The following is a 20,132-nucleotide window of genomic DNA, read 5'->3' as shown; positions in this document are numbered from 1 at the left end:
TGAGGACACCACGACCGGCACAACCCGCAAAGAACCGGTCACGGACAGCAAATCCAAGCCCGTCCGGCGATTGAGGACACCTCGGCGACGGGGTCGCGGGGCGCACAACGCGAGGGGCCGCCGGGTTGTCCGGCGGCCCCTCGGTGTCGTTGTGGCGGCGTCAGCCCTTGGCCGTCTCCGCCGCATCCTTCGTCTCCGGCGCGTCGGACTCGACCGCGGCGTCACCGGACTCCGTCTCACCGGACCCCGCGTCGGCCTCCGCATCAACCGCGTCCGGAGCCTCCGGCTCCCCCGGCTCCACGATCTCCTCGCGCCCCGGCCGCACCTTCGCCGAGACCACGATGTAGACGACCGCCAGGACGAACACGATCAGCGCGGTCCACACGTTCAGCCGCAGGCCCAGGATGTGGTGGGCCTCGTCGACTCGCATGTACTCGATCCACGCACGCCCCGAGCAGTACGCCGCGACGTACAGCGCGAACGCCCGCCCGTGCCCGAGCTTGAACCGCCGGTCCGCCCAGACCACCAGGAGCGCCACACCGACGCACCACAGCGACTCGTAGAGGAACGTCGGGTGGTACGTGCCCGCCACCCGGTTGGGGCCCTCGCTGATCTTCAGCGCCCACGGGACGTCGGTCTGCTTCCCGTACAGCTCCTGGTTGAACCAGTTGCCCCAGCGGCCGCAGGCCTGGGCCAGGGCGATGCCGGGTGCGAGCGCGTCGGCCCAGGCGGGCAGCGGGATCCCGCGGCGGCGGCAGCCGATCCAGGCACCGACCGCGCCGAGCGCGATCGCACCCCAGATACCGAGGCCGCCCTGCCAGATCTTGAAGGCGTCGACCCAGTTCTCACCGTCGCTGAAGTACAGCTGGTAGTCGGTGATGACGTGGTAGAGCCTGCCGCCGACAAGGCCGAAGGGCACGGCCCAGACGGCGATGTCGGCGACGGTGCCGGCTCTGCCCCCTCGGGCGACCCAGCGCTTGTTGCCGAACCAGACGGCGACAAAGACACCGATGATGATGCAGAACGCGTAGCCGCGAAGCGGGATCGGGCCGAGATCGATCACGCCGGTCGACGGGCTGGGAATGTAGGCAAGGTCCATGACAGGGTCGACGCTACCTTGCCGGGCGGGACGTACGGCAACCCGCCCGACAACGTCTGGGTAACGAGCGGGTCATCGATTCCCCGGGTTCGCGCCGTTCAGGACCCGGAAGGGGCGGGTGTGACCGTGCCCGGCTTCTTGCCCTTGCCGGCCTCGGCGACCCACTTCTTCAGGTTGTCCACGGTGATCGCTTCGTCCCCCTTCTTGGGGAAGATCGACTCTCCGTTGAGCAGCGCCGTCGGCGTGCCCTGGAAGCCGCCCTTCTGGAAGGCGGTATTGGATTTCTGGACCCACGCGTCGTGTGTACCGTCCTCGACACAGCTGCGGAAGGCGGGCGTGTCGAGCCCGTCGACCTTCTTGGACAGCTCGATCAGCTTGCCGTTGTCGCCGAAGGCGTCGTCGGTCTCCTTGGGCTGGTTGCGGTACAGGACGTCGTGGTACGCGGAGAACTTGCCCGCGTCCTGGGCGCAGGCCGCCGCGTTGGCCGCCTTGAGGGAGCCGCTGCCGCCCAGATTGCCGTCGATCAGCGTCGCTAGGTGGTACTCGACCTTGATCTGCCCGCTCTGCTCCATCTGGTGGATCGTGTCCCGGAACGCGTTCTCGAACTGGGCGCAGACCGGGCAGCGGAAGTCCTCCCAGACCGTGAGCGTGGACGGGGCGTCGTCAGCTCCCACCTGGATGGCCAGACTGTCCTTGCCACTCGCGCCCGACGGCGCGACGGCGGGTCCCGACGCCTTGTCCTTGTTGCCCTTGCCGCCACTGTTCGCGGCGATCACGCCGACGACGGCGGCCAGCGCCAGGACACCCACCACGGCGGTGGAGACGATCAGCGTGCGGCGGCGGCGCTCTCGCGCCTTCGCCAGCTCACGCTGCTGGATCAGCCGGTCTCGCGCGGCCCTTTTTCCCTCTTGGTTCTTCTCGCTCACACCGCAGCAACGAACCGGGGAGGCACTCGCGTGCCTCCCCGGTCCCAGGTCCACCCATTCGAGTTACGCGGGTATCAGCGCTTTCGAACACCTTCGGCCAGATCGGCCGCCAGCGAGCGGACGGCCTCCAGGCCGGCCGTCGCGTCGGGGGCGTCCAGCATCCGCTTGACGAAGGCCGAACCGACGATCACGCCGTCGGCGAAGCCGGCGACCTCGGCGGCCTGGTCGGCGTTGGAGACTCCGAGGCCGACACAGACCGGGATGTCCGTGGTGGCGCGGGTGCGCCGCACCAGTTCCTGGGCCTGCTCGCCGACCGACACCCGGGTTCCGGTGACCCCCATCAGCGAGGCCGCGTAGACGAAGCCGGAGCCGGCCGCCGTGATGGTGGCCAGACGCTCGTCCTTGCTGCTGGGCGCAACGACGAAGACGGTCGCCAGACCGTGCTTGCCGGCGTGCTCGCGCCACAGGGCGGACTCCTGGACCGGCAGGTCGGGCAGGATGCACCCGGCGCCGCCCGCCTCGGCGAGCTCGGCGGTGAAGCGCTCGACGCCGTACCGGTCGATCGGGTTCCAGTACGTCATGACGAGGATCGGGACACCGGTCGCCTCGTGCGCCTCACGGACCGTACGCATCACGTCGGCGATCTTCACACCGCCGCGCAGGGCGATGTCGTCGGCGGTCTGGATGACCGGTCCGTCGAGCACCGGGTCACTGTGCGGCAGCCCCACCTCGACGACGTCGGCGCCGCCGGCCACGACGGCCTTGACGGCCTCGATGCCGCCGTCCACGGTCGGGAATCCGGCAGGCAGGTACGCGATCAGCGCGGCCCTGTTCTCGGCCCGTGCGGTGGCGAGCGTGCTGTTCAGCAGTTCGATGTTGCCACTCACTTGGCGTCCCCTTCGATCTCCGCGTTCTCGCCGTCCGCGTCCGCCTCGACGGCCGCGTCCGTGTCGTACAGCCCGAAGTACCGCGCCGCCGTGTCCATGTCCTTGTCGCCGCGGCCGGACAGGTTGACCAGGATCAGCCCGTCCTTGCCCAGCTCCTTGCCGACCTCCAGGGCGCCGGCCAGCGCGTGCGCGCTCTCGATGGCCGGGATGATGCCCTCGGTGCGGGAGAGCAGCCGCAGCGCCTGCATGGCCGCGTCGTCGGTGACGGCTCGGTACTCACCGCGCCCGACGTCCTTGAGGTAGGCGTGCTCCGGGCCGATGCCCGGGTAGTCCAGACCGGCCGAGATGGAGTAGGGCTCGGTGATCTGGCCCTCCTCGTCCTGGAGGACGTAGCTGCGCGAGCCGTGCAGGATGCCGGGCTCGCCCGCGGTCAGGGTCGCCGCGTGCTCGCCGGTCTCCACACCGTGTCCGGCGGGTTCGCAGCCGATGAGGCGGACGTCCGCGTCCGGGATGAAGGCGTGGAAGAGGCCGATGGCGTTGGAGCCGCCGCCCACGCAGGCGACCGCGGCGTCCGGCAGCCGGCCGGCCCGCTCCAGGATCTGCCGCCTGGCCTCCACACCGATGACCCGGTGGAAGTCGCGGACCATGGCCGGGAAGGGGTGCGGGCCCGCGACGGTACCGAAGAGGTAGTGCGTGCGGTCCACGTTGGCGACCCAGTCGCGGAACGCCTCGTTGATGGCGTCCTTGAGCGTGCGCGAGCCGGACTTCACGGCGATGACCTCGGCGCCGAGCATGCGCATCCGCGCCACGTTCAGCGCCTGCCGCTCGGTGTCGATCTCGCCCATGTAGATGGTGCATTCGAGGCCGAAGAGCGCACAGGCGGTCGCGGTGGCGACACCGTGCTGGCCCGCCCCGGTCTCCGCGATGACCCGGGTCTTGCCCATGCGCTTGGTGAGCAGCGCCTGGCCCAGCACGTTGTTGATCTTGTGCGAACCGGTGTGGTTGAGGTCCTCGCGCTTGAGGAAGATCCGGGCGCCGCCGGCGTGCTCGGCGAAGCGCGACACCTCGGTCAGGGCGCTTGGCCGGCCCGTGTAGTCGACCATGAGCTCGTTGAGCTCGGCCGCGAAGGCGGGGTCGGCCTTCGCCTTGTCGTACTCGACGGCGACCTCGTCCACGGCGGCGACGAGCGCCTCCGGGATGAACTTGCCGCCGTAGGCACCGAAGTAGCCTTCGGCGCTGGGGATCAGACCCTCCGGGTCCGGGATGAAGAAGTCGGACGACATCTCGACGTGCTCCTCGGCATTGCAGTGGGTGGGTTCACCGTATGCGCCGTGAGCGGAGCGCCGCCGCGGCCGTGGCCGGGCGGTGCGGTCGTGCGGTTCCGCCTGTCGGGGCGGTGGGTGCGACGGCCGGGGCTCGCTCTACTGCGCGGACCCCGTGCGCCATCGCATGCCGTTGACCTGACCGGGCTCGTCACCGATCACGTACCGGACCCGCCGTCCGTGCACACGGCGTGCGGGGGCGCGGCAGCCGCGGGGGCGGCAGCCGCGCGCCAGCGGCGCATGCGGATCCCGGCCCGTGGCCGCGGCGGGGCGCAGGCCCGGCCGGATGCGGGACGGGGAACGGTCGAGGGTCACGGGCGCGGGTCAGCCCCGTCCGTGGCGGAGCGCCGGGTGGGCGCCGGCCGCGACCAGGTCGGCGACCGCGGAGCGCGGGTCGCGTCCGGTGACCAGGGACTCGCCGACCAGCACGGCGTCCGCGCCGGCGTTGGCGTAGGCGATGAGGTCGTGCGGGCCGCGGACGCCGGACTCGGCGACCTTGACGATGTGGTCGGGGATCTCGGGGGCGACGCGCTCGAAGGTGGAGCGGTCGACCTTGAGGTCCTTCAGGTTGCGCGCGTTGACGCCGATGATCTTCGCGCCGGCGTCCACCGCTCGCTCCGCCTCCTCCTCGTCGTGCGCCTCGACGATCGGGGTGAGCCCGATCGACTCGGCGCGCTCGATCAGGGAGACCAGGGCCTCCTGGTCGAGGGCGGCGACGATCAGCAGGGCGAGGTCGGCGCCGTAGGCCCGTGCCTCCCACAGCTGGTACGAGGTGACGATGAAGTCCTTGCGCAGGACCGGGATGTCGACCTTGGCGCGGACGGCCTCGAGGTCGGCCAGCGAACCGCCGAAGCGGCGCTCCTCGGTGAGGACCGAGATGACGGACGCGCCGCCCGCCTCGTAGTCCGCCGCGAGTGCGGCCGGGTCGGCGATGGCGGCGAGGGCCCCCTTGGAGGGGCTGGAGCGCTTGACCTCGCAGATGACGGTGACGCCCTCTTGGCGCAGGGCGGCGACTCCGTCCTTCGCCTGGGGGGCGCGCGCCGCGCGTTCCTTCAGCTCATCGAGGCTGACGCGCGCCTGCCGCTCTGCGAGGTCGGCGCGTACGCCGTTGATGATCTCGTCGAGCACACTCACGCGAGCGGCCCCCTTCCGGGACGGTGACAAGGGAACAGGATCAGCCATGTCGATGGTATCCGCAGGAGGCCGCTGGGCCCGCATCCGGCCGCCGGATGTCCCACTACCTGGGCATTCACGGCGCCAGTGCCGATCCGAACGGCAGGTTCCGGACGATGGTGAAGATCAGCAGCACGGCTCCGATCCCCCACCAGTGCAAGGGCTTCAGCGTGACCCGGGCGGGCTTTCCGGCGGCGGCGCGCACGGTCCAGCGGACCCAGAGCACGGCGAAGATCCCGTAGCCGATGACGGCGAGGGCGTTGGAGCCGAACGCCGCCGCGATGTCACCGTGGGCGACGGCATGGGCGCTGCGCAGCCCGCCGCAGCCGGGGCAGTAGATGCCGGTGAAGCGGAGCAGCGGGCAGACCGGGTAGTGGCCTGGCTCGTTGGGGTCGACGGAGCCGACGAAGGCGAAGGCCCCGACGACCGCGGCCATGACCCCGGCCGGGCCCGCGATGCGCCGCAGCCGCGAGGCGGGCGCGGGAGGCGGTGGGAGGACCCGCCCCGGCCCCCACCGGCCCGTGTACGGGCCGGCGGCGTGCGGGTGGCCGCCGGGGACGGGCGGACCGGGCGGCGGCTGGGGGCCCGGGGCCGGCCGGGGGCCGGGAGCGGGCTGCGGGCCCTGCGTCGGCGGGGCGGCGGCTGGAGGGGTTGAGGCGTCCACCCCGTGATTGTCGCCGCTGACGCGGAAAGGCGCAGCCCGGTCCGGGCTGCGCCTCGCGTGCGTACGTCCCGCGGACGGGGTCAGGAGGTCTGCGCCTGTCCGGCGCGGGACCGTGCCTGGGCCATCTCGGCCGACTCCTTCGGCATGCCGAGGCCGGCGGCCTTCATCGCGAGACCGACGATCCCGCCGACGAGGGTGACGGCGATCCCGGCCCAGAAGCCGAGCGGGTTCGCCGCGACCATGAAGACGCCTGCGATGCAGAAGCCGATGAACGAGATGATGACACCGGTCCAGGCGGCCGGGGTGTGTCCGTGGCTGCTGCCCGCCATGAGTTGCTCCTCGTTGGTGTTGCGCTGTTGGTATCGCTCGGTGTCGCTGGACGCAGAGCCGGTGCCGCTTAGGGTGCCGCTGTGCTGTGAGCTCATGGTCATTGTCCCGTACGTGCGGGTAGGCCGTGAGCCGGGGTCATGCCTCGCGCGTCGGGTCCTCACCGCGGTCCAGGGCCTTCCACAGGTCCTCGGGCCGGTCGGGGTCCAGGGCCCTGGGGGCGGTCTTGCGGGGACGCGGGGTGCCGTCGCGCTCGTAGCGGCCCGACATCGTGGGCCAGCCCCTGCCGTAGCGCAGGGCGAGGAGCCCGGCCAGCAGGATGAGAACGCCGCCGGCCGCGGTCACGTACGGCCAGGCGGTGTGGCTGAGGGCGCCGATGGTCGCGGAGGTGTCGCCGGTGGTCGAGGCGGCCTTCTCGTCGAGGGCGGAGCCGTCGGATGCGCCGAGGTAGGCGCTCAGCGCGGCGCCGAAGCCGCTGAGGGCCAGCAGCCCGGCGACGACCACCCGGCCGCTGCTGCGGACGGCGAAGACGGCTACGAGGGCGGCCAGGCCGACGATGGCGAGGGCGGCCGGAAGACCGGTGACGTCCTGTCCGTCGGCGCTGAGCGGGAGGGCGCCGCCGCCGACCGCGGCCCGGCCCTCGGCCCAGGTCTGCCCGGAGGCGAGCAGGACGACGGTGGCGCCGGCCGCCCCGAGGAGCAGGCCGGCGGCGAGGCTTCGGCGGCTTCCCGCGCTGTCGGGCGCGGGGGCGGCTTCGGCACGGGGCTGGGGTACGGGGACAGCACTCACGTACTCCACTATCCCTTACGGACCCGGGCCGACGGGCACATGGGGGGTGTGAGATGGAGCCCCCCGCGACGCGGCCCCCACCGCCTCGCCGGCCTCAGGCGCCGCCGAGGCGGTTCGCCGTGTGGACGGCCCGCAGCACCGCCGCGGCCTTGTTGCGGCACTCGGTGTCCTCGGCGACCGGGTCGGAGTCGGCGACGACGCCCGCCCCGGCCTGGACGTATGCCGTTCCGTCGCGCAGCAGGGCGGTGCGGATGGCGATGGCGGTGTCGGAGTCCCCGGCGAAGTCGAGGTAGCCGACGCAGCCTCCGTACAGCCCGCGGCGGGTGGGTTCGAGCTCCTCGATGATCTGCATGGCGCGCGGCTTGGGGGCGCCGGAGAGGGTGCCCGCCGGGAAGCAGGCGGTGAGGACGTCGAAGGCGGTGCGGCCCTCGGCGACCCGGCCGGTGACGGTCGACACGATGTGCATCACGTGCGAGTAGCGCTCGACCGACATGAAGTCGACGACCTCGACGCTGCCGGGCTCGCAGACCCGTCCCAGGTCGTTGCGGCCGAGGTCGACGAGCATCAGGTGCTCGGCGCGTTCCTTCGGGTCGGCGAGGAGTTCCTCGGCGAGCGCCTGGTCCTCCTGCGGGGTGGCGCCGCGGTGCCGGGTCCCGGCGATGGGGTGGACCATCGCACGGCCGTCCTCGACCTTGACGAGGGCCTCGGGGCTGGAGCCGGCGACGTCGAAGCCGTCGAACCGGAAGAGGTACATGTACGGCGAGGGGTTGGTGGCGCGCAGCACCCGGTAGACGTCCAGTGCGCTTGCGGTGCACGGCGTCTCGAAGCGCTGGGAGGGGACCACCTGGAAGGCCTCGCCCGCCCTGATCCGTTCCTTCACGTCCTCGACGGCGCCCTGGAAGGCCTGGCCGCCCCACAGCGCGGTGTACGGCGGGAGCTCGGAGGGCGGGAGGGCGGCCGGGGCGTTCTCGACGGGCCGGCGCAGGTCCTGTTCCATGGCGTCGAGCCGGTTCACCGCGTCGGTGTACGCCTCGTCGACGCCGGTGGCCAGGTCGTTGTGGTTGATCGCGTTGGCGATCAGCAGGACGCTGCCGTCCCAGTGGTCCAGGACGGCGAGGTCGGAGGTGAGCAGCATGGTGAGCTCGGGGAGCTTCAGGTCGTCGCCCCCGCTCTCGCCGATCTTCTCCAGCCTGCGCACGATGTCGTAGCCGAGGTAGCCGACCATGCCGCCGGTGAAGGGCGGCAGTCCGGACTCCTGGTCGTGCGGGGTGTGCAGGGTCTCGATGGTGGCGCGCAGTGCGTGCAGCGGGTCGCCGTCCACGGGGACGCCGACCGGTGGGGTGCCCTCCCAGTGGGCCCGGCCGTCCTTCGTGGTGAGCGTGGCGGCGCTGCGTACCCCGATGAAGGAGTAGCGCGACCAGGTGCGGCCGTTCTCGGCGGATTCGAGGAGGAAGGTGCCGGTGCGCTCACCCGCGAGCTTGCGGTAGAGCCCGACGGGGGTGTCTCCGTCCGCGAGGAGCCTGCGGGTGACGGGGATGACGCGCCGGTCGACGGCCAGCTTGCGGAAGGTGTCGCGGTCCATGGCGGGTGACCCTACTGTCCGAGCGGGAGTACGTCGGCGTCGAAACAGGTGCGCTCGCCCGTGTGGCAGGCGGCGCCCGTCTGGTCGACCCGGACGAGGACGGTGTCGGCGTCGCAGTCCAGTGCGACGGACTTGACCTGCTGGATGTGGCCGGACGTGTCGCCCTTGACCCAGTACTCCTGGCGGCTGCGCGACCAGTAGGTGCAGCGTCCGGTGGTCAGGGTGCGGTGCAGGGCCTCGTCGTCCATCCAGCCGAGCATCAGCACCTCGCCGGTGTCGTACTGCTGGGCGATGGCCGGGACCAGTCCGTCGGCGCCGCGCTTGAGGCGGGCGGCGATGGCGGGGTCGAGGCCGCTGGCGGGCGGTGGGGTGCCGGGCGTGGGCGTGCTGGTCATGTGCCCATTGTGCCGTGACCCGGAGGACCGTCCGGGCGCGCGTCCACTGGGCGGACCGTGGACACCGGCCGTACGCTGGCGGACATGTCGACCCATGCGAAGCGCGAACGACTTCTGCTCGCCGACCTGTTGGAGGCGGCGGGCCCGGAGGCCCCGACCCTCTGCCACGGCTGGACGGCCCGGGACCTGGCGGCCCATGTGGTGGTGCGGGAGCGCCGCCCGGACGCGGCGGCCGGGAGCATGATCGGCCCGCTGAAGAACCGGAGCGAGCGGGTCCAGACCGAATTCACCTCGAAGCCGTACGAGGAACTGATCCAGCTCATCCGGACGGGGCCGCCGCGGATGTCCCCGTTCGGTCTGAAGCAACTGGACGAGGTCGCCAACACCGTCGAGTTCTACGTCCATACGGAGGACGTGCGCCGAGCCCAGCCCGACTGGTCGGCGCGTGAGCTGGACCCGGTCTTCGCCGACGTCCTGTGGTCGCGTACGGAGAAGGCGGCGCGGATGCTGGGCCGGAAGGCCCCGGTGGGACTGGTGCTGCGCCGCCCCGACGGGCAGACCGTGGTCGCGCACAAGGGCACCCCGGTGGTGACGGCGACCGGCGAGCCGGGCGAGCTGCTGCTGTTCGCGTTCGGGCGGCAGGACGCGGCGCGGGTGGAGCTGGAGGGCGAGCAGGAGGCCATCGCCCGGGTGACGACGGCCAAGCTCGGCATGTAGCGCGTAGTTCCGCGCGCTCAGCCCGGGAGTTCCGCGCGGCGCAGCGGGGCGATGACCAGACCGGTCACCGCCCCCGCCGCGCACAGCGAGGCGCTGGCGACGAAGACCGGGGCGGTGCCCCAGAGGGCGACGGCCGCCCCGGTGACCGGGTAGCTGAGCGGCGACAGGGCATGGGTGAAGAGCGTCGAGACCGAGGTGACGCGGCCCAGGTAGGCGGGGTCGGCCGCGGTCTGCACGAGGGCGCCGCACAGGGCGCCGCCGAGGCCGGCGAAGAGTCCGACGAGGACGGCGACGCCCGCGGCGAGCGGCACGGAGGGCGCGTACGCCATGGCGGCGATGGCACCCGCGCCGGTCAGCACGGTGAGGCACATGACGAGCCCGGCCCGGGGGACGTGTCCGCGCACGGTGAGCAGCAGGGCCGAGGCGCCCGCTCCGGTACCGAAGGCGGCGATGATCCAGCCCATGCCGGAGGCGCCCCAGCCGCGTTCCTCGCTGAGCAGGATCAGGCCGAGGTTGAGCGGTCCGACGAAGCCGAGTTCGCTGACGGCGACGACGAGCATCAGGGGTCCGAGCAGCGGGTGCCGGCGGATATGGCGCAGCCCGCCGGCCAGTTCGCGCCAGGCGGTGCCGGCGGGCGCGGCCCCGGTCCCGTCCGCCGTCGGCAGTGGGCTCATCCGCACGGCCAGCAGCAGGGGCAGGGAGACGGCGAAGAGCACGCCCGCCGCCGCGAAGGCGAGGACCGGGCCGCCGATGGCGACCGCGACGCCGCCGAGCGGGGCGCCGACGACGTTGGCGGCACGGGTGGCGAGGCCGCGCATGCCCTGGACCCGGGCGAGCTGGGAGGCGGCGGTGATCCGTGGCGGCAGTGCTCCGACGGCGGGCAGGAAGAGGGCGTCGGCAGCGCCGAAGACGAGTGCGACGGCGATCAGCATCCACACGGTGGGCGAGGTGAGGAGCAGGGTGCCGGCCAGGCCCAGGATGACGAGGCAGCGGGCGGTGTCGCTCGCGACCACGACGCGGCGCGGTCCGATCCGGTCGGCGAGCACTCCCCCGCCGAGCAGGAGTAAGGCCCGGGGTATGGAGCCCGCGGCGAGCACCAGGCCGGTCTGCGAGGCACTGCCGGCGTGGGTGGCGGCCCAGGCGAGTGCCATGTAGTAGACGCTGTCGCCGATCATCGACGCGGTGTACGCGCCGAGCCAGCGCAGGACGTTGCCGTCGCGGTGGGCGGGGCGTTCCAGGGGTTCGGTGGCGCTGAGGGTGACGGTCACTGGGTCGTCCTCTCGGGTGCCGGTCAGGTCCGGAACGGGAATCCGTACATGTGCACGGCGACGTTCTCGCGGTTCTCCGTGTCGCCCGACTCCTCCCGGGAGCGGCCCAGTTCCTCGTACCGGCGGACCAGGTCGTGCATTTCGCGGCTGAGCTCGGTGAGCTCTTCGGCGGTGAGGCGGGGCAGGAGCTCGGAGGCGAACGCGGCGCTGCGCCACTCGGGCTGCCAGGACTGGTACGCGTCCAGATGGCGGCGGTACATCTCGACGTGCTGGTCGAATGAGAGCCGGCCGACGGCGGCGTGGGTGGCGACCTGTTCCGGCTCGTCGCGGAAGTCCTCGTCGCGGAAGCTCAGCCCGTGCGAGGCGGGCTGCCACCAGCGCTCGCGGCCGTCCGTGCCCCGGCCCTCGGCCTCCTCGATGAGGCCGTGGTCGGCGAGCTTGCGCAGGTGGTAGCTGACCAGCGAGACCTGCTCGTCCACCTGCTCGGCGAGCTGGGAGGCGGTGGCCTGCCGGGCGATGTAGAGCGCGCGGTACAGGCGCATCCGCAGGGGGTGTCCGAACGCCTTGAGGGTGCCGAGGTCGGACACCTGGCGTGTCTCGTTGCTTGCCATGCCCTCCACGGTAGACAGGAAAGAAAACTTGCACAATATTTATTGCGCAATAAATATTGTGCGTCTTGTCCTGCGGCCGGGCAGCCTGGAAGCGTGGCGCGGCCGGTCTGCGGGGATGCGCGCGTACGGGCCGCGCCGCGCGGAGCTCTGCCGGGGCCCGGGTCCCGGGTGCGGCCGGGTCAGCCGGTCAGCAGCCGGCGCGCGGCCAGGGCGAGCGAGACCTCGACCGCGTCGGTCGGGCGGGTCAGGCAGCGGCCGGTCAGCTGCTCGAAGCGGCGCAGCCGGTTCAGGACGGTGTTGCGGTGGCAGTAGAGCCGGGCCGCCGCCCGCTGGGCCGAGCCGTCGGAGTCGAGCCACGCGGTGAGCGTCTCGATGAGTACGTCGCGGTCGGCGGGGTCCAGCCGGTCCAGTGGCCCCAGCACCCTGGCGGCGAGCGCCGTGCCGAGCGCGGGGGACGAGACGACGAGCGCGGCGGGCAGTTCTTCGTCGAGCAGGACGACTCCGCCGCCGGCCGGGCAGGCCCGCAGGGCGGTCTCGGCGAGCCGCCGGGCGTCCCCGACGGCGGCCAGCCCCTCGACGACGGAGCTGATGCCGACCCGCGCGCCCGGCGGTACGGACAGCCCGGCCGCCACCTCCGCGAGTTCGGCGTCACCTTGGACCGGGGTGTCCGGTGCGCCGGTCCGCGGGGCGGCTCTGCCCTCGGCCACGGGTCCGGCCGCTTCCGCGGGGGCCATGGGGGGTTCCTCGCCCGGGGTCAGCGGCAGGATGGCGAACTCCGCGTCCGGGCCCGGGTGCCAGAGCGCCTCCGTGCCGGTGGGGAGCGTCATCGGCGGTCGCGTGGTGCCGTGCGGGGCGCGGCGGGCGGTGGCGACCGCGAGCACCGCGTATCTTCCGTGCTCAGGCAGCCCCAGCATCGCGGCGGCGTCCGGCAGTTCGGCGATCCGGGCGGTGCCGTCCAGCAGCGCGGCCGTCGTCAGCCGTCGGCAGTTCTCCCGGCGCCAGGCGAGCCTGCGCTCCGTCTGCCGGTAGGCGTCGGCGACGACGCCGCAGTGCTCGTCCACGAAGTTCCAGACGTCGGCCGCGACATGGACCAGCAGCCGGACGTCGTCGGGGTGCCGGCGTGCGGTCTCGTCCACGAGGTCCTGCCAGACCATCGCCCCGCCCATCCGGAAGGCGTGCAGGACCGCGTCGAGCGGCAGCCCCTGTTCGGCCCGGATCTCTCCGATCCGCCGGGAGGTGCGGTGGGCGGCGTCCCGGAACTCGCGGGGCTGGATCAGCGATCCGACGTTGTGGCGCAGCGAGTGGTGCACCTCCTGCCAGATCTCCGCCGCGTCGGCCTCGATCGCCGAGCGGTAGGCGGGTTCCTGCTCCCGCAACGCCTCGACGAGCCGGTCCGTCAGCTCGGGCAGCGCCTCGATCAGCACCCGGGCGGCCCGGTGCAGCACGGCGACGGCTTCGCGGTCGGCCAGCGAACGGAAGCGGCGCGGCACCGGCGCGACGGGCGGCAGCCCGTGCAGCGCCCTGACCCGTGAACGTACGACCTGCGGCATGGCGGCCTCCACCGGGATTCGGCCGGCTCCGGAAGACGGCCGGCTCCGCGTCGCCCAGCCCGGCATGGGGCGTGAGCACACCGAATGATCCTGACGCCCGCAGAATGGCATACCGCCCGGTCGGTACCTAGGGGTCTGCGGCGTACTTATCATCACGGTCCTGCAACCTCCCCGATTCGGGGAGCACTTCAGAGCGCGCCCCGGCGGTCCAGCAGCCTGGCCAGCTCGGTCCTGGACCGCACACCCAGCGCCGCGAACACATTGCGCAGATGGTGGTCGACGGTGCGGGTGCTCACCGAGAGGCGCAGCGCCACCTCACGGTTGGTGGCCCCCTCGGCGACACAGCGGGCGATCCGCTCCTGCTGCGGGGTCAGCAAGGCCGTCGGGTCCGTCCTCCCGGCGCCGCCGGAACCCTCCACCGCCTCCCCGGCGGCCCGCAGTTCGCCTCTCGCCCGCATGGCCCAGGGCCGTGCGGCACACCGCTCGAAGCCGACCAGCGCGTCCCGCAGCGGGTCCCTGGCCTCCCGGGTGCGCCGTCGCCGGCGCAGCCAGGCGCCGTACAGCAGCTGGGTGCGGGCGCGTTCGAAGTCGCCGCCCGTGCGGTCGTGGTGGGCGAGCGCTTCCTCGTACCGTCCGGCCGCCTGCGCCGGCGGCGCCAGCAGGGCCCGGCAGCGGGCCAGCTGGGCGGGGGCCTGCGGGTCGGTGGTGCGGGTGGCCCAGACGGCGAACTCCGCGACGGCGTCGGCGACCGGGTCCGCTCCCCCGTTCCGGCCCGCCCGTCCGGCCAGGACCGACGCCTCAACGAAGCACGGCACGGCGAGCATCCGGCCCGCGAAGTGGCCGCGCCGCGGACCGGGCCGGACCAGTGGGCCGAGCCTGGCCGCCGCTTCACCGGAGCGCCCGGCGGCCAGGTCGGCACGGGCGAGCGCCCAGGTGGCGAGGGTCGCGGCCTGGACGAGGCCGTGCGGTCCCGCGCCCGCCAGGGCGGCGTCGGCGTGGCCGGCGCAGGTCTCCGTCCCGCCTTCCACGGAGGCGGCCAGGGCGAGTACGGCGTGCAGATGGGCGGCGGTGTTGGGCTGCCCGGTGCGGCGGGCGGCGAGCAGACCCTCCAGTGCGTGGGCGCGGGCGCGCGCGTGGCGTCCGGCCCGGAGTTCCGCGTAGGCGAGGTGTTCCAGGGCCTGGGGCAGCAGTGCGTCCGGGCCGGTCACGAGTACGGCGGCGAGGGCCCGCGCGCCGGACCGGCAGGCGGCGTCGATGTCGCCGAGCACCAGCGCCGAGACCCCGCCGCGCAGCATCACCGCGGGGTCCCGGTTCCGGTCGGCGGAGTCGAGGCAGCGGCGCAGCAGGGCGTGGCCCTCGGTGATCCGGCCGCGCAGCATCGCGCACATTCCGTCGCGGTACTGCGCGAGGGCCTGGTCGGGCGCGGCGGCCGGGATACGGGTCATGGCGTCGAGGTAGGCGGGGGCGTCGCCCATCGCCCAGGCGGCCTCGGCGGCTCCGAGGAGCGCGTCGAGGGTGTGGTGGGGGTCGTGCGGGGCGAGCAGCGCCGAGGCGGTGAGCAGTGCCTCCAGCGCGTCGGCGGCCGGGCCGTCGCGCAGGGCGAGCAGCCCGCGCACGCGGTGCGCGCCGCCGTGCGGGGGCCATCCGCCGGCTCTGGCCAGCAGCGCACGAGCCCGCCCGGCGTCGCCCGCGAGACGTGCGTGCTCGGCGGCCGCGGCGAACCGGTCGGCCCGCAGGGTCCCGTCGGTGGTGAGCGTCGCGGCTCGGGAGAGCGCGGCCGCCCGCTCGGCGTGCGGGCGGGGCGGCGCGGCCGCCGCCTCCAGCGCGTCGGCGAGCCCGGCGTCGGGCCCGGCGGCCGCTCCGGCCCGCTGGACGAGAGCCGCGAGCGCGGAGGGGCCCGCCGGGCCCGCCGCCAGCAGGGTGGCGAGCAGACCGTGCGCGGCGCGGCGGCGCTGCGGGGCGGCCCGGCGCAGGATCGCCCGGCGCAGCAACGGATGGCTGAAGTGGACCCGGTTTCCCGCCCTTTGGAGCGCGTTCCCGGTCGCGGCGGGGGTGTGCAGGGCGCGGTCGAGGGCGGCCGGGCCGAGGCCGGCCGAGGTGGCGGCGCGCAGTACAAGGGCGATGTCGGCGCCCGCGCCCTCCGGTTCGTGCTCCTCCGCGGCGGCCGCGAGCAGCAGGAGGGCGCGGGTGCCGGGTGGCAGCGCGTCGAGGCGTGCGGCGTGCGCGTCCAGGACGTCCTCGCCGCCGGGCAGCGGGCAGGGCAGCGCGGTCCGTCCGGCGAGCTGGTCCGGGGTGAGGCGTTCGGTGAGTCCGGTGAGCAGCCGCGGGTTGCCCGCGGCCTCCCGCAGCAGTTCGCCGCGGACCACCGGGTCGATCCGTTCGGCGGTGCCGGCGGCGTCGGTCAGCCGGTCCAGGAGGGCCGCCGCCGCGTCGTCGTCCAGCGGACCGAGCCGGAGCGTGGGCAGCCCCGCGAAGGACGCAGCGTCCCCGGAGCCGAGCAGGACCGCGACCCGGCTGCCCGCACCGAGCCTGCGGGCAGCGAAGCCCAGGGCGGCGCGCGAATCGGCGTCCCAGAGGTGGGCATCGTCCACACACACCAACAGGGGTCGTTCGGCACCCAGTTCACGCAGCAGGACGAGCAGCGCGGCGGGTCCGATGCCGTCGCGCAGGATGCGGTCGGGCGGGACCGGGAGCGGTCCGGGCGCCGAGCAGAGCAGGGCGTGCAGCCCGCTGTGGGGCAGCCGTTGCTCGGCGGGGGCCGCGGTGCAGCTCAGGACCTGTCCGGTGCCGCGTTCGCGGTGGGCCGCGACGGCGCTGTCCAGGAGCGCGGTGCGGCCGGTGCCGGGCGGTGCGGTCAGCACCAGCGCACCGCCGTCACCCTCGCCCAGCCGGGCCGACAGCGCTTCCAGGACGGCGAGTTCACCGCTGCGGCCGTACAGCCGGTGGGGACTGTGCACGGTCGTCGATGGGGTCACCTCCGGCACGTTACTTCCGCGTAACCAGGCTCGGAAGGTGTGCGTCCGTCCCCGCCCGGCCGCCGGCCGCTTGCGGGGCGCCCTCCCAGCGAGGACCGCGATCCGCTGTGCGCGCGCACAGCCGGGCCAGGGTCCGGCGGGGCCGCGCGGACGGCGAAGGGGGCCGGACCGCGGTTCGCGGTCCGGCCCCTCACACACCGTCAGGAGCTATGAGGTGTGCGGGCAGTTGCCGCGTGACTCGGCGACCGTCAGGCTCACCGCCGGCAGCGGGCAGAGGAACTGCTCGTACCGGGTGTCATTGTCCATGAAGCGCTTCAGCCACGAGATGCTGTACTTCGCGATCGTGGTGTTGGAGGTGTTCGGGGTGAAGTGCGTGGCCCCGCGCAGTTCCACGTACGCCTTGTCCAGATTGCTCGGCAGCGACTGGTAGAACGGCTCGGAGTGCGTGGCGACGGGGGCGATCGTGTCGCCGTCGGCGCCGAAGATCAGGGTGGGGGTGCGGACCTCGGGCCAGGTGGTGTCGAGGTTCCAGCCGGTCAGCGGGATCGCCGCCTTCAGCGATGTGCGGCTCTTCGCGGCCTCCAGGGTGCCGCCACCGCCCATCGAGTGGCCCATCACCCCGAGCCGGGTGGTGTCGATCCGGCTGCGCACCGAGCTGGTCTTCGTCAGGTAGTCGAGCGCGGCCAGTAGTTGGCGGCCTCGGCTGTCGGGCTGGTCGAGGGTGGTGTTGGTGTCGATGGTGAAGACGACGAAGCCCTGCGAGGCGAGCCGCGGGCCGAGCCAGGCGATGCTGGACTGGTAGGCGGTGAAGCCGGGTGAGATGGCGACCGCGCCGAAGGTGCCGTCCGCGGTGGACGTCGGGTAGTAGACCGTGCCGCCGCCGAAGCCGCTGACGGCGAGCGAGGAGACGCTGGTCTGCGAGACCGCGTACGGACCGCGGCTCGCCTCGATACTCGAATCGCTCGGGGCCGGTCCGCGTTCGTAGGGGTTGTCGGCGGCCTGGGCACCCGGCATCAGCGCGGTGCACAGACCGGCGGTGGCGACGGTGGCGGCCAGCAGTCCCCTGACGACACGGGACCGGCTCTTGGACATCCGGTGGCGTGGGGAGGCGTCGCCGGGGAGGAGGTGCTGCTGCACGAGGGGGCCTCTCGGTCGTGGCGGAGCCACGCCGGGCAGGGAACCGAGGACCCCCTGTCACCTGGGGCCTTCGGGGTGCGCCGCGCGGGAACCGCCGTTGTTCTCTGGCGGTCGCCACTCTCGCGGTGCACCCCGGTGGCACACATCGGCAACTTCACCGGTCTTCACGACCGGTGTCGCATCCGCTTCCTCAGCGGACCGGGTGCCCGGCCTCCCGGAGGGCGCCCTTGACCTCGGAGATCCGCAGATCGCCGAAGTGGAAGACGGACGCGGCCAGGACCGCGTCGGCGCCCGCGCCGACGGCCGGTGCGAAGTCCGCGAGCCGGCCCGCTCCGCCGGAGGCGATCACCGGGACGGTCACGTGCTTGCGCACTGCCGCGATCATCTCGGTGTCGTAGCCGTCCTTGGTTCCGTCGGCGTCCATCGAGTTGAGCAGGATCTCGCCCGCGCCGAGTTCCGCGGCCCGGTGGGCCCATTCGACGGCGTCGATGCCGGTGCCCTTGCGGCCGCCGTGCGTGGTGACCTCGAAGGTGCCCGCGGGGGTGCGCCTGGCATCGACGGAGAGCACCAGGACCTGGCGGCCGAAGCGTTCGGCGATCTCCCGGATCAGCTCCGGTCGGGCGATGGCCGCGGTGTTGACGCCGACCTTGTCCGCACCGGCCCGCAGCAATTTGTCGACATCGTCGGTGGTGCGGACGCCGCCGCCGACGGTGAGCGGGATGAAGACCTGCTCGGCGGTGCGGCGCACCACGTCGTACGTCGTCTCGCGGTCGCCGCTGGAGGCGGTGATGTCGAGGAAGGTCAGCTCGTCGGCGCCCTCGGCGTCGTACAGCTTCGCCATCTCGACGGGGTCACCGGCGTCGCGCAGGTTCTGGAAGTTGACGCCCTTGACGACGCGGCCCTTGTCCACGTCGAGGCAGGGGATGACACGTACCGCGAGCGTCATCGTGCACCTGCCCGGTACGCCTCGACCTCGACCTCGACGACCAGTCCCGGGTCGACGAAGCCGGACACGATGATCATGGACGCGGCGGGGCGCACGTCGTCGAACAGTTCCTTGTGGGCGCGGCCGACCTCGTCCACGTCCCGGGCATGCGTGATGTACATCCGGGTCCGGACGACGTCCGCACGGCCGAGGCCCACCTGCTTCAGCGCCTCGAAGGCGGCCTCGAAGGAGGTGACGGCCTGCTCGTAGGGGCCGCCGGCGGAGATCTCCCCGCCCACCACGGAGGTGCATCCGGCCACCAGTACCAGCCCGTTCGGCAGCTCGACGGCGCGGGAGTAGCCGAACTTCTCCTCCCAGGGGCCGCCGGAGGCGACACGCTTCACCGAGTCGGTCATACGCCGACCGCCTTGAGCGCCTCTTCCAGCGTGAACGCCTTCGCGTACAGCGCCTTGCCGACGATGGCGCCCTCGACGCCTTCCTGGACGAGCAGGGAGATCGCGCGCAGGTCGGCCAGCGAGGAGACCCCGCCGGAGGCCACGACGGGCCGGTCGGTTGCGGCGCAGACGTCACGCAGCAGCGCCAGGTTGGGACCCTGGAGGGTGCCGTCCTTGGCGATGTCGGTGACGACGTAACGGGCACAGCCCTCGGAGTCGAGGCGCTCCAGCGTCTCGTAGAGGTCTCCGCCGTCGCGCGTCCAGCCGCGGCCGCGCAGCGTGGTGCCGCGCACGTCGAGGCCGACGGCGATCTTGTCGCCGTGCTCGGCGATGACCTTGGCGACCCACTCCGGGGTCTCCAGGGCTGCGGTGCCGAGGTTGACCCGGCGGCAGCCGGTGGCGAGGGCGGCGGCGAGCGAGGCGTCGTCGCGGATGCCTCCGGACAGCTCGACCTTGATGTCCATGGCGCCGGCCACCTCGGCGATGAGGGCGCGGTTGTCACCGGTGCCGAACGCGGCGTCCAGGTCGACCAGGTGCAGCCACTCGGCGCCGGAGCGCTGCCAGGCCAGTGCGGCTTCCAGCGGGGAGCCGTAGGAGGTCTCGGAGCCGGACTCGCCGTGCACCAGGCGGACCGCCTGGCCGTCGCGGACGTCTACGGCGGGGAGCAGTTCAAGCTTCGGCATTACAGCGTCTCGATCCAGTTGGTCAGCAGCTGGGCGCCGGCGTCGCCGGACTTCTCGGGGTGGAACTGGGTGGCCCACAGCGCGCCGTTCTCCACGGCCGCCACGAACCGTTCGCCGTGCGTGGCCCAGGTGACCCTGGGGGCACGGATCTTCGCGTTGGTGACTTCGAGGGACCAGTCGTGCGCCGCGTAGGAGTGCACGAAGTAGTACCGGGCCTCGGGGTCCAGTCCGGCGAACAGCCTGGAGCCCTCGGGGGACTCGACGGTGTTCCACCCCATGTGCGGGACGACGTCGGCCTTGAGCGGGCCGACGGTGCCCGGCCACTCGTCGAGGCCTTCGGTCTCCACGCCGTGCTCGATGCCGCGCTCGAAGAGGATCTGCATGCCGACGCAGATGCCCATGACGGGGCGTCCGCCGGAGAGCCTGCGTCCGATGATCCACTCGCCGCGGGCCTTCTTCAGACCGTCCATGCAGGCGGAGAACGCGCCGACGCCGGGCACCAGCAGCCCGTCCGCGTTCATCGCCGTGTCGAAGTCACGGGTGATCTCCACGTCGGCGCCGACCCGGGCGAGGGCGCGTTCGGCGGAGCGGATGTTGCCGAAGCCGTAGTCGAAGACGACGACCTTCTTCCTGGTGTCCACGCGGCC

Annotated in this window: 21 protein-coding genes; 1 reads left to right on the top strand and 20 read right to left on the bottom strand. The window is 73.1% G+C overall.

The features are described from left to right. Window positions 1–160 precede the first annotated feature (160 nt). From lgt to hisI, 11 genes are all read right to left on the bottom strand, one after another. Window positions 161–1,099 (bottom strand): prolipoprotein diacylglyceryl transferase, encoded by a 939-nt coding sequence (lgt, locus tag ACFVJX_RS06770; protein ID WP_384130479.1) that lies wholly within the window; start codon window positions 1,097–1,099, stop codon window positions 161–163. A 98-nt stretch (window positions 1,100–1,197) separates the two neighbouring features. Beyond that, a complete protein-coding gene (locus tag ACFVJX_RS06765) occupies window positions 1,198–2,025 on the bottom strand; it encodes a thioredoxin domain-containing protein (protein ID WP_384130476.1) in 828 nt (275 codons plus the stop codon). Between the two features lie 74 nt (window positions 2,026–2,099). Then, window positions 2,100–2,912 carry a tryptophan synthase subunit alpha gene (gene trpA, locus ACFVJX_RS06760; RefSeq protein ID WP_384130474.1) on the bottom strand — a complete coding sequence of 271 codons (813 nt, stop codon included), beginning with the start codon at window positions 2,910–2,912 and terminating at the stop codon, window positions 2,100–2,102. After that, the gene (gene trpB / locus ACFVJX_RS06755; RefSeq protein WP_384130471.1) at window positions 2,909–4,195 is read right to left on the bottom strand and encodes a tryptophan synthase subunit beta; all 1,287 of its coding nucleotides are present in this window, start codon (window positions 4,193–4,195) and stop codon (window positions 2,909–2,911) included. Before trpB ends, trpA begins: the two co-directional genes overlap by 4 nt. A 138-nt stretch (window positions 4,196–4,333) precedes the next feature. After that, complete coding sequence (trpM, locus tag ACFVJX_RS06750) at window positions 4,334–4,549, bottom strand: tryptophan biosynthesis modulator TrpM (protein ID WP_384130468.1); 216 nt, start codon at window positions 4,547–4,549, stop codon at window positions 4,334–4,336. A 9-nt stretch (window positions 4,550–4,558) separates the two neighbouring features. Continuing rightward, window positions 4,559–5,368 carry an indole-3-glycerol phosphate synthase TrpC gene (gene trpC, locus ACFVJX_RS06745; RefSeq protein WP_384130465.1) on the bottom strand — a complete coding sequence of 270 codons (810 nt, stop codon included), beginning with the start codon at window positions 5,366–5,368 and terminating at the stop codon, window positions 4,559–4,561. Between the two features lie 115 nt (window positions 5,369–5,483). Beyond that, on the bottom strand, window positions 5,484–6,071 hold the full coding sequence (locus tag ACFVJX_RS06740) for a DUF2752 domain-containing protein (protein ID WP_384130462.1): 588 nt from the start codon (window positions 6,069–6,071) through the stop codon (window positions 5,484–5,486). Window positions 6,072–6,151: 80 nt separating this feature from the next. Further along, window positions 6,152–6,400, bottom strand: a complete 249-nt coding sequence (locus tag ACFVJX_RS06735; RefSeq protein ID WP_384130526.1) for an HGxxPAAW family protein — start codon at window positions 6,398–6,400, stop codon at window positions 6,152–6,154. 136 nt (window positions 6,401–6,536) lie between these two features. Further along, window positions 6,537–7,196, bottom strand: a complete 660-nt coding sequence (locus ACFVJX_RS06730) for a TIGR02234 family membrane protein (protein WP_384130459.1) — start codon at window positions 7,194–7,196, stop codon at window positions 6,537–6,539. Window positions 7,197–7,281: 85 nt separating this feature from the next. Next, window positions 7,282–8,769, bottom strand: coding sequence for an anthranilate synthase component I (locus ACFVJX_RS06725; protein WP_384130456.1), 1,488 nt, complete (start codon window positions 8,767–8,769; stop codon window positions 7,282–7,284). An 11-nt stretch (window positions 8,770–8,780) separates the two neighbouring features. Then, entirely contained in the window at window positions 8,781–9,164 is a 384-nt protein-coding gene (gene hisI / locus ACFVJX_RS06720; RefSeq protein WP_363078575.1) for a phosphoribosyl-AMP cyclohydrolase, read from the bottom strand. Window positions 9,165–9,248: 84 nt separating this feature from the next. Between hisI and ACFVJX_RS06715 the strand changes: the two genes are divergently transcribed. Continuing rightward, window positions 9,249–9,881 (top strand): TIGR03085 family metal-binding protein, encoded by a 633-nt coding sequence (locus ACFVJX_RS06715; RefSeq protein ID WP_384130453.1) that lies wholly within the window; start codon window positions 9,249–9,251, stop codon window positions 9,879–9,881. Between the two features lie 17 nt (window positions 9,882–9,898). On the opposite strand, the gene ACFVJX_RS06710 is transcribed toward ACFVJX_RS06715, so the two are convergent. From ACFVJX_RS06710 to hisH, 9 genes are all read right to left on the bottom strand, one after another. Then, window positions 9,899–11,149 (bottom strand): MFS transporter, encoded by a 1,251-nt coding sequence (locus tag ACFVJX_RS06710; protein WP_384130451.1) that lies wholly within the window; start codon window positions 11,147–11,149, stop codon window positions 9,899–9,901. Between the two features lie 23 nt (window positions 11,150–11,172). Beyond that, window positions 11,173–11,760: an ArsR/SmtB family transcription factor gene (locus ACFVJX_RS06705; RefSeq protein ID WP_384130448.1), complete on the bottom strand. Its 588-nt coding sequence runs from the start codon at window positions 11,758–11,760 to the stop codon at window positions 11,173–11,175. Between the two features lie 179 nt (window positions 11,761–11,939). After that, entirely contained in the window at window positions 11,940–13,310 is a 1,371-nt protein-coding gene (locus ACFVJX_RS06700; protein ID WP_384130445.1) for a helix-turn-helix domain-containing protein, read from the bottom strand. A gap of 188 nt (window positions 13,311–13,498) precedes the next feature. Further along, window positions 13,499–16,285, bottom strand: coding sequence for an AAA family ATPase (locus ACFVJX_RS06695; protein ID WP_384130442.1), 2,787 nt, complete (start codon window positions 16,283–16,285; stop codon window positions 13,499–13,501). A gap of 207 nt (window positions 16,286–16,492) precedes the next feature. Next, the gene (locus tag ACFVJX_RS06690) at window positions 16,493–17,422 is read right to left on the bottom strand and encodes an alpha/beta hydrolase family protein (protein ID WP_384130439.1); all 930 of its coding nucleotides are present in this window, start codon (window positions 17,420–17,422) and stop codon (window positions 16,493–16,495) included. Between the two features lie 190 nt (window positions 17,423–17,612). Next, entirely contained in the window at window positions 17,613–18,368 is a 756-nt protein-coding gene (gene hisF / locus ACFVJX_RS06685) for an imidazole glycerol phosphate synthase subunit HisF (RefSeq protein WP_384130436.1), read from the bottom strand. Then, window positions 18,365–18,763, bottom strand: coding sequence for a RidA family protein (locus tag ACFVJX_RS06680; RefSeq protein ID WP_384130433.1), 399 nt, complete (start codon window positions 18,761–18,763; stop codon window positions 18,365–18,367). Before ACFVJX_RS06680 ends, hisF begins: the two co-directional genes overlap by 4 nt. Next, window positions 18,760–19,485 (bottom strand): bifunctional 1-(5-phosphoribosyl)-5-((5-phosphoribosylamino)methylideneamino)imidazole-4-carboxamide isomerase/phosphoribosylanthranilate isomerase PriA, encoded by a 726-nt coding sequence (priA, locus tag ACFVJX_RS06675; RefSeq protein WP_384130430.1) that lies wholly within the window; start codon window positions 19,483–19,485, stop codon window positions 18,760–18,762. Before priA ends, ACFVJX_RS06680 begins: the two co-directional genes overlap by 4 nt. Then, on the bottom strand, window positions 19,485–20,126 hold the full coding sequence (gene hisH, locus ACFVJX_RS06670) for an imidazole glycerol phosphate synthase subunit HisH (protein WP_384130428.1): 642 nt from the start codon (window positions 20,124–20,126) through the stop codon (window positions 19,485–19,487). The genes priA and hisH overlap by 1 nt, the downstream gene beginning before the upstream one ends. Window positions 20,127–20,132 lie beyond the last annotated feature (6 nt).

The organism is Streptomyces sp. NPDC127177 (assembly GCF_042672475.1).
Lineage (GTDB): Bacteria > Actinomycetota > Actinomycetes > Streptomycetales > Streptomycetaceae > Streptomyces.
Note: the sequence above shows the minus strand (reverse complement) of the source record. Positions and strands in the feature narration are given on the sequence as shown.

What these genes read in the sequence shown, in the direction of transcription:
- hisF (WP_384130436.1), bottom strand. Translation starts at nt 18,368, where the DNA reads ATGACGCTCGCGGTACGTGTCATCCCCTGCCTCGACGTGGACAAGGGC.
- ACFVJX_RS06735 (WP_384130526.1), bottom strand. Translation starts at nt 6,400, where the DNA reads ATGGCGGGCAGCAGCCACGGACACACCCCGGCCGCCTGGACCGGTGTC.
- ACFVJX_RS06715 (WP_384130453.1), top strand. Translation starts at nt 9,249, where the DNA reads ATGTCGACCCATGCGAAGCGCGAACGACTTCTGCTCGCCGACCTGTTG.
- ACFVJX_RS06680 (WP_384130433.1), bottom strand. Translation starts at nt 18,763, where the DNA reads ATGACCGACTCGGTGAAGCGTGTCGCCTCCGGCGGCCCCTGGGAGGAG.
- trpB (WP_384130471.1), bottom strand. Translation starts at nt 4,195, where the DNA reads ATGTCGTCCGACTTCTTCATCCCGGACCCGGAGGGTCTGATCCCCAGC.
- priA (WP_384130430.1), bottom strand. Translation starts at nt 19,485, where the DNA reads ATGCCGAAGCTTGAACTGCTCCCCGCCGTAGACGTCCGCGACGGCCAG.
- ACFVJX_RS06700 (WP_384130445.1), bottom strand. Translation starts at nt 13,310, where the DNA reads ATGCCGCAGGTCGTACGTTCACGGGTCAGGGCGCTGCACGGGCTGCCG.
- hisI (WP_363078575.1), bottom strand. Translation starts at nt 9,164, where the DNA reads ATGACCAGCACGCCCACGCCCGGCACCCCACCGCCCGCCAGCGGCCTC.
- ACFVJX_RS06725 (WP_384130456.1), bottom strand. Translation starts at nt 8,769, where the DNA reads ATGGACCGCGACACCTTCCGCAAGCTGGCCGTCGACCGGCGCGTCATC.
- lgt (WP_384130479.1), bottom strand. Translation starts at nt 1,099, where the DNA reads ATGGACCTTGCCTACATTCCCAGCCCGTCGACCGGCGTGATCGATCTC.
- ACFVJX_RS06705 (WP_384130448.1), bottom strand. Translation starts at nt 11,760, where the DNA reads ATGGCAAGCAACGAGACACGCCAGGTGTCCGACCTCGGCACCCTCAAG.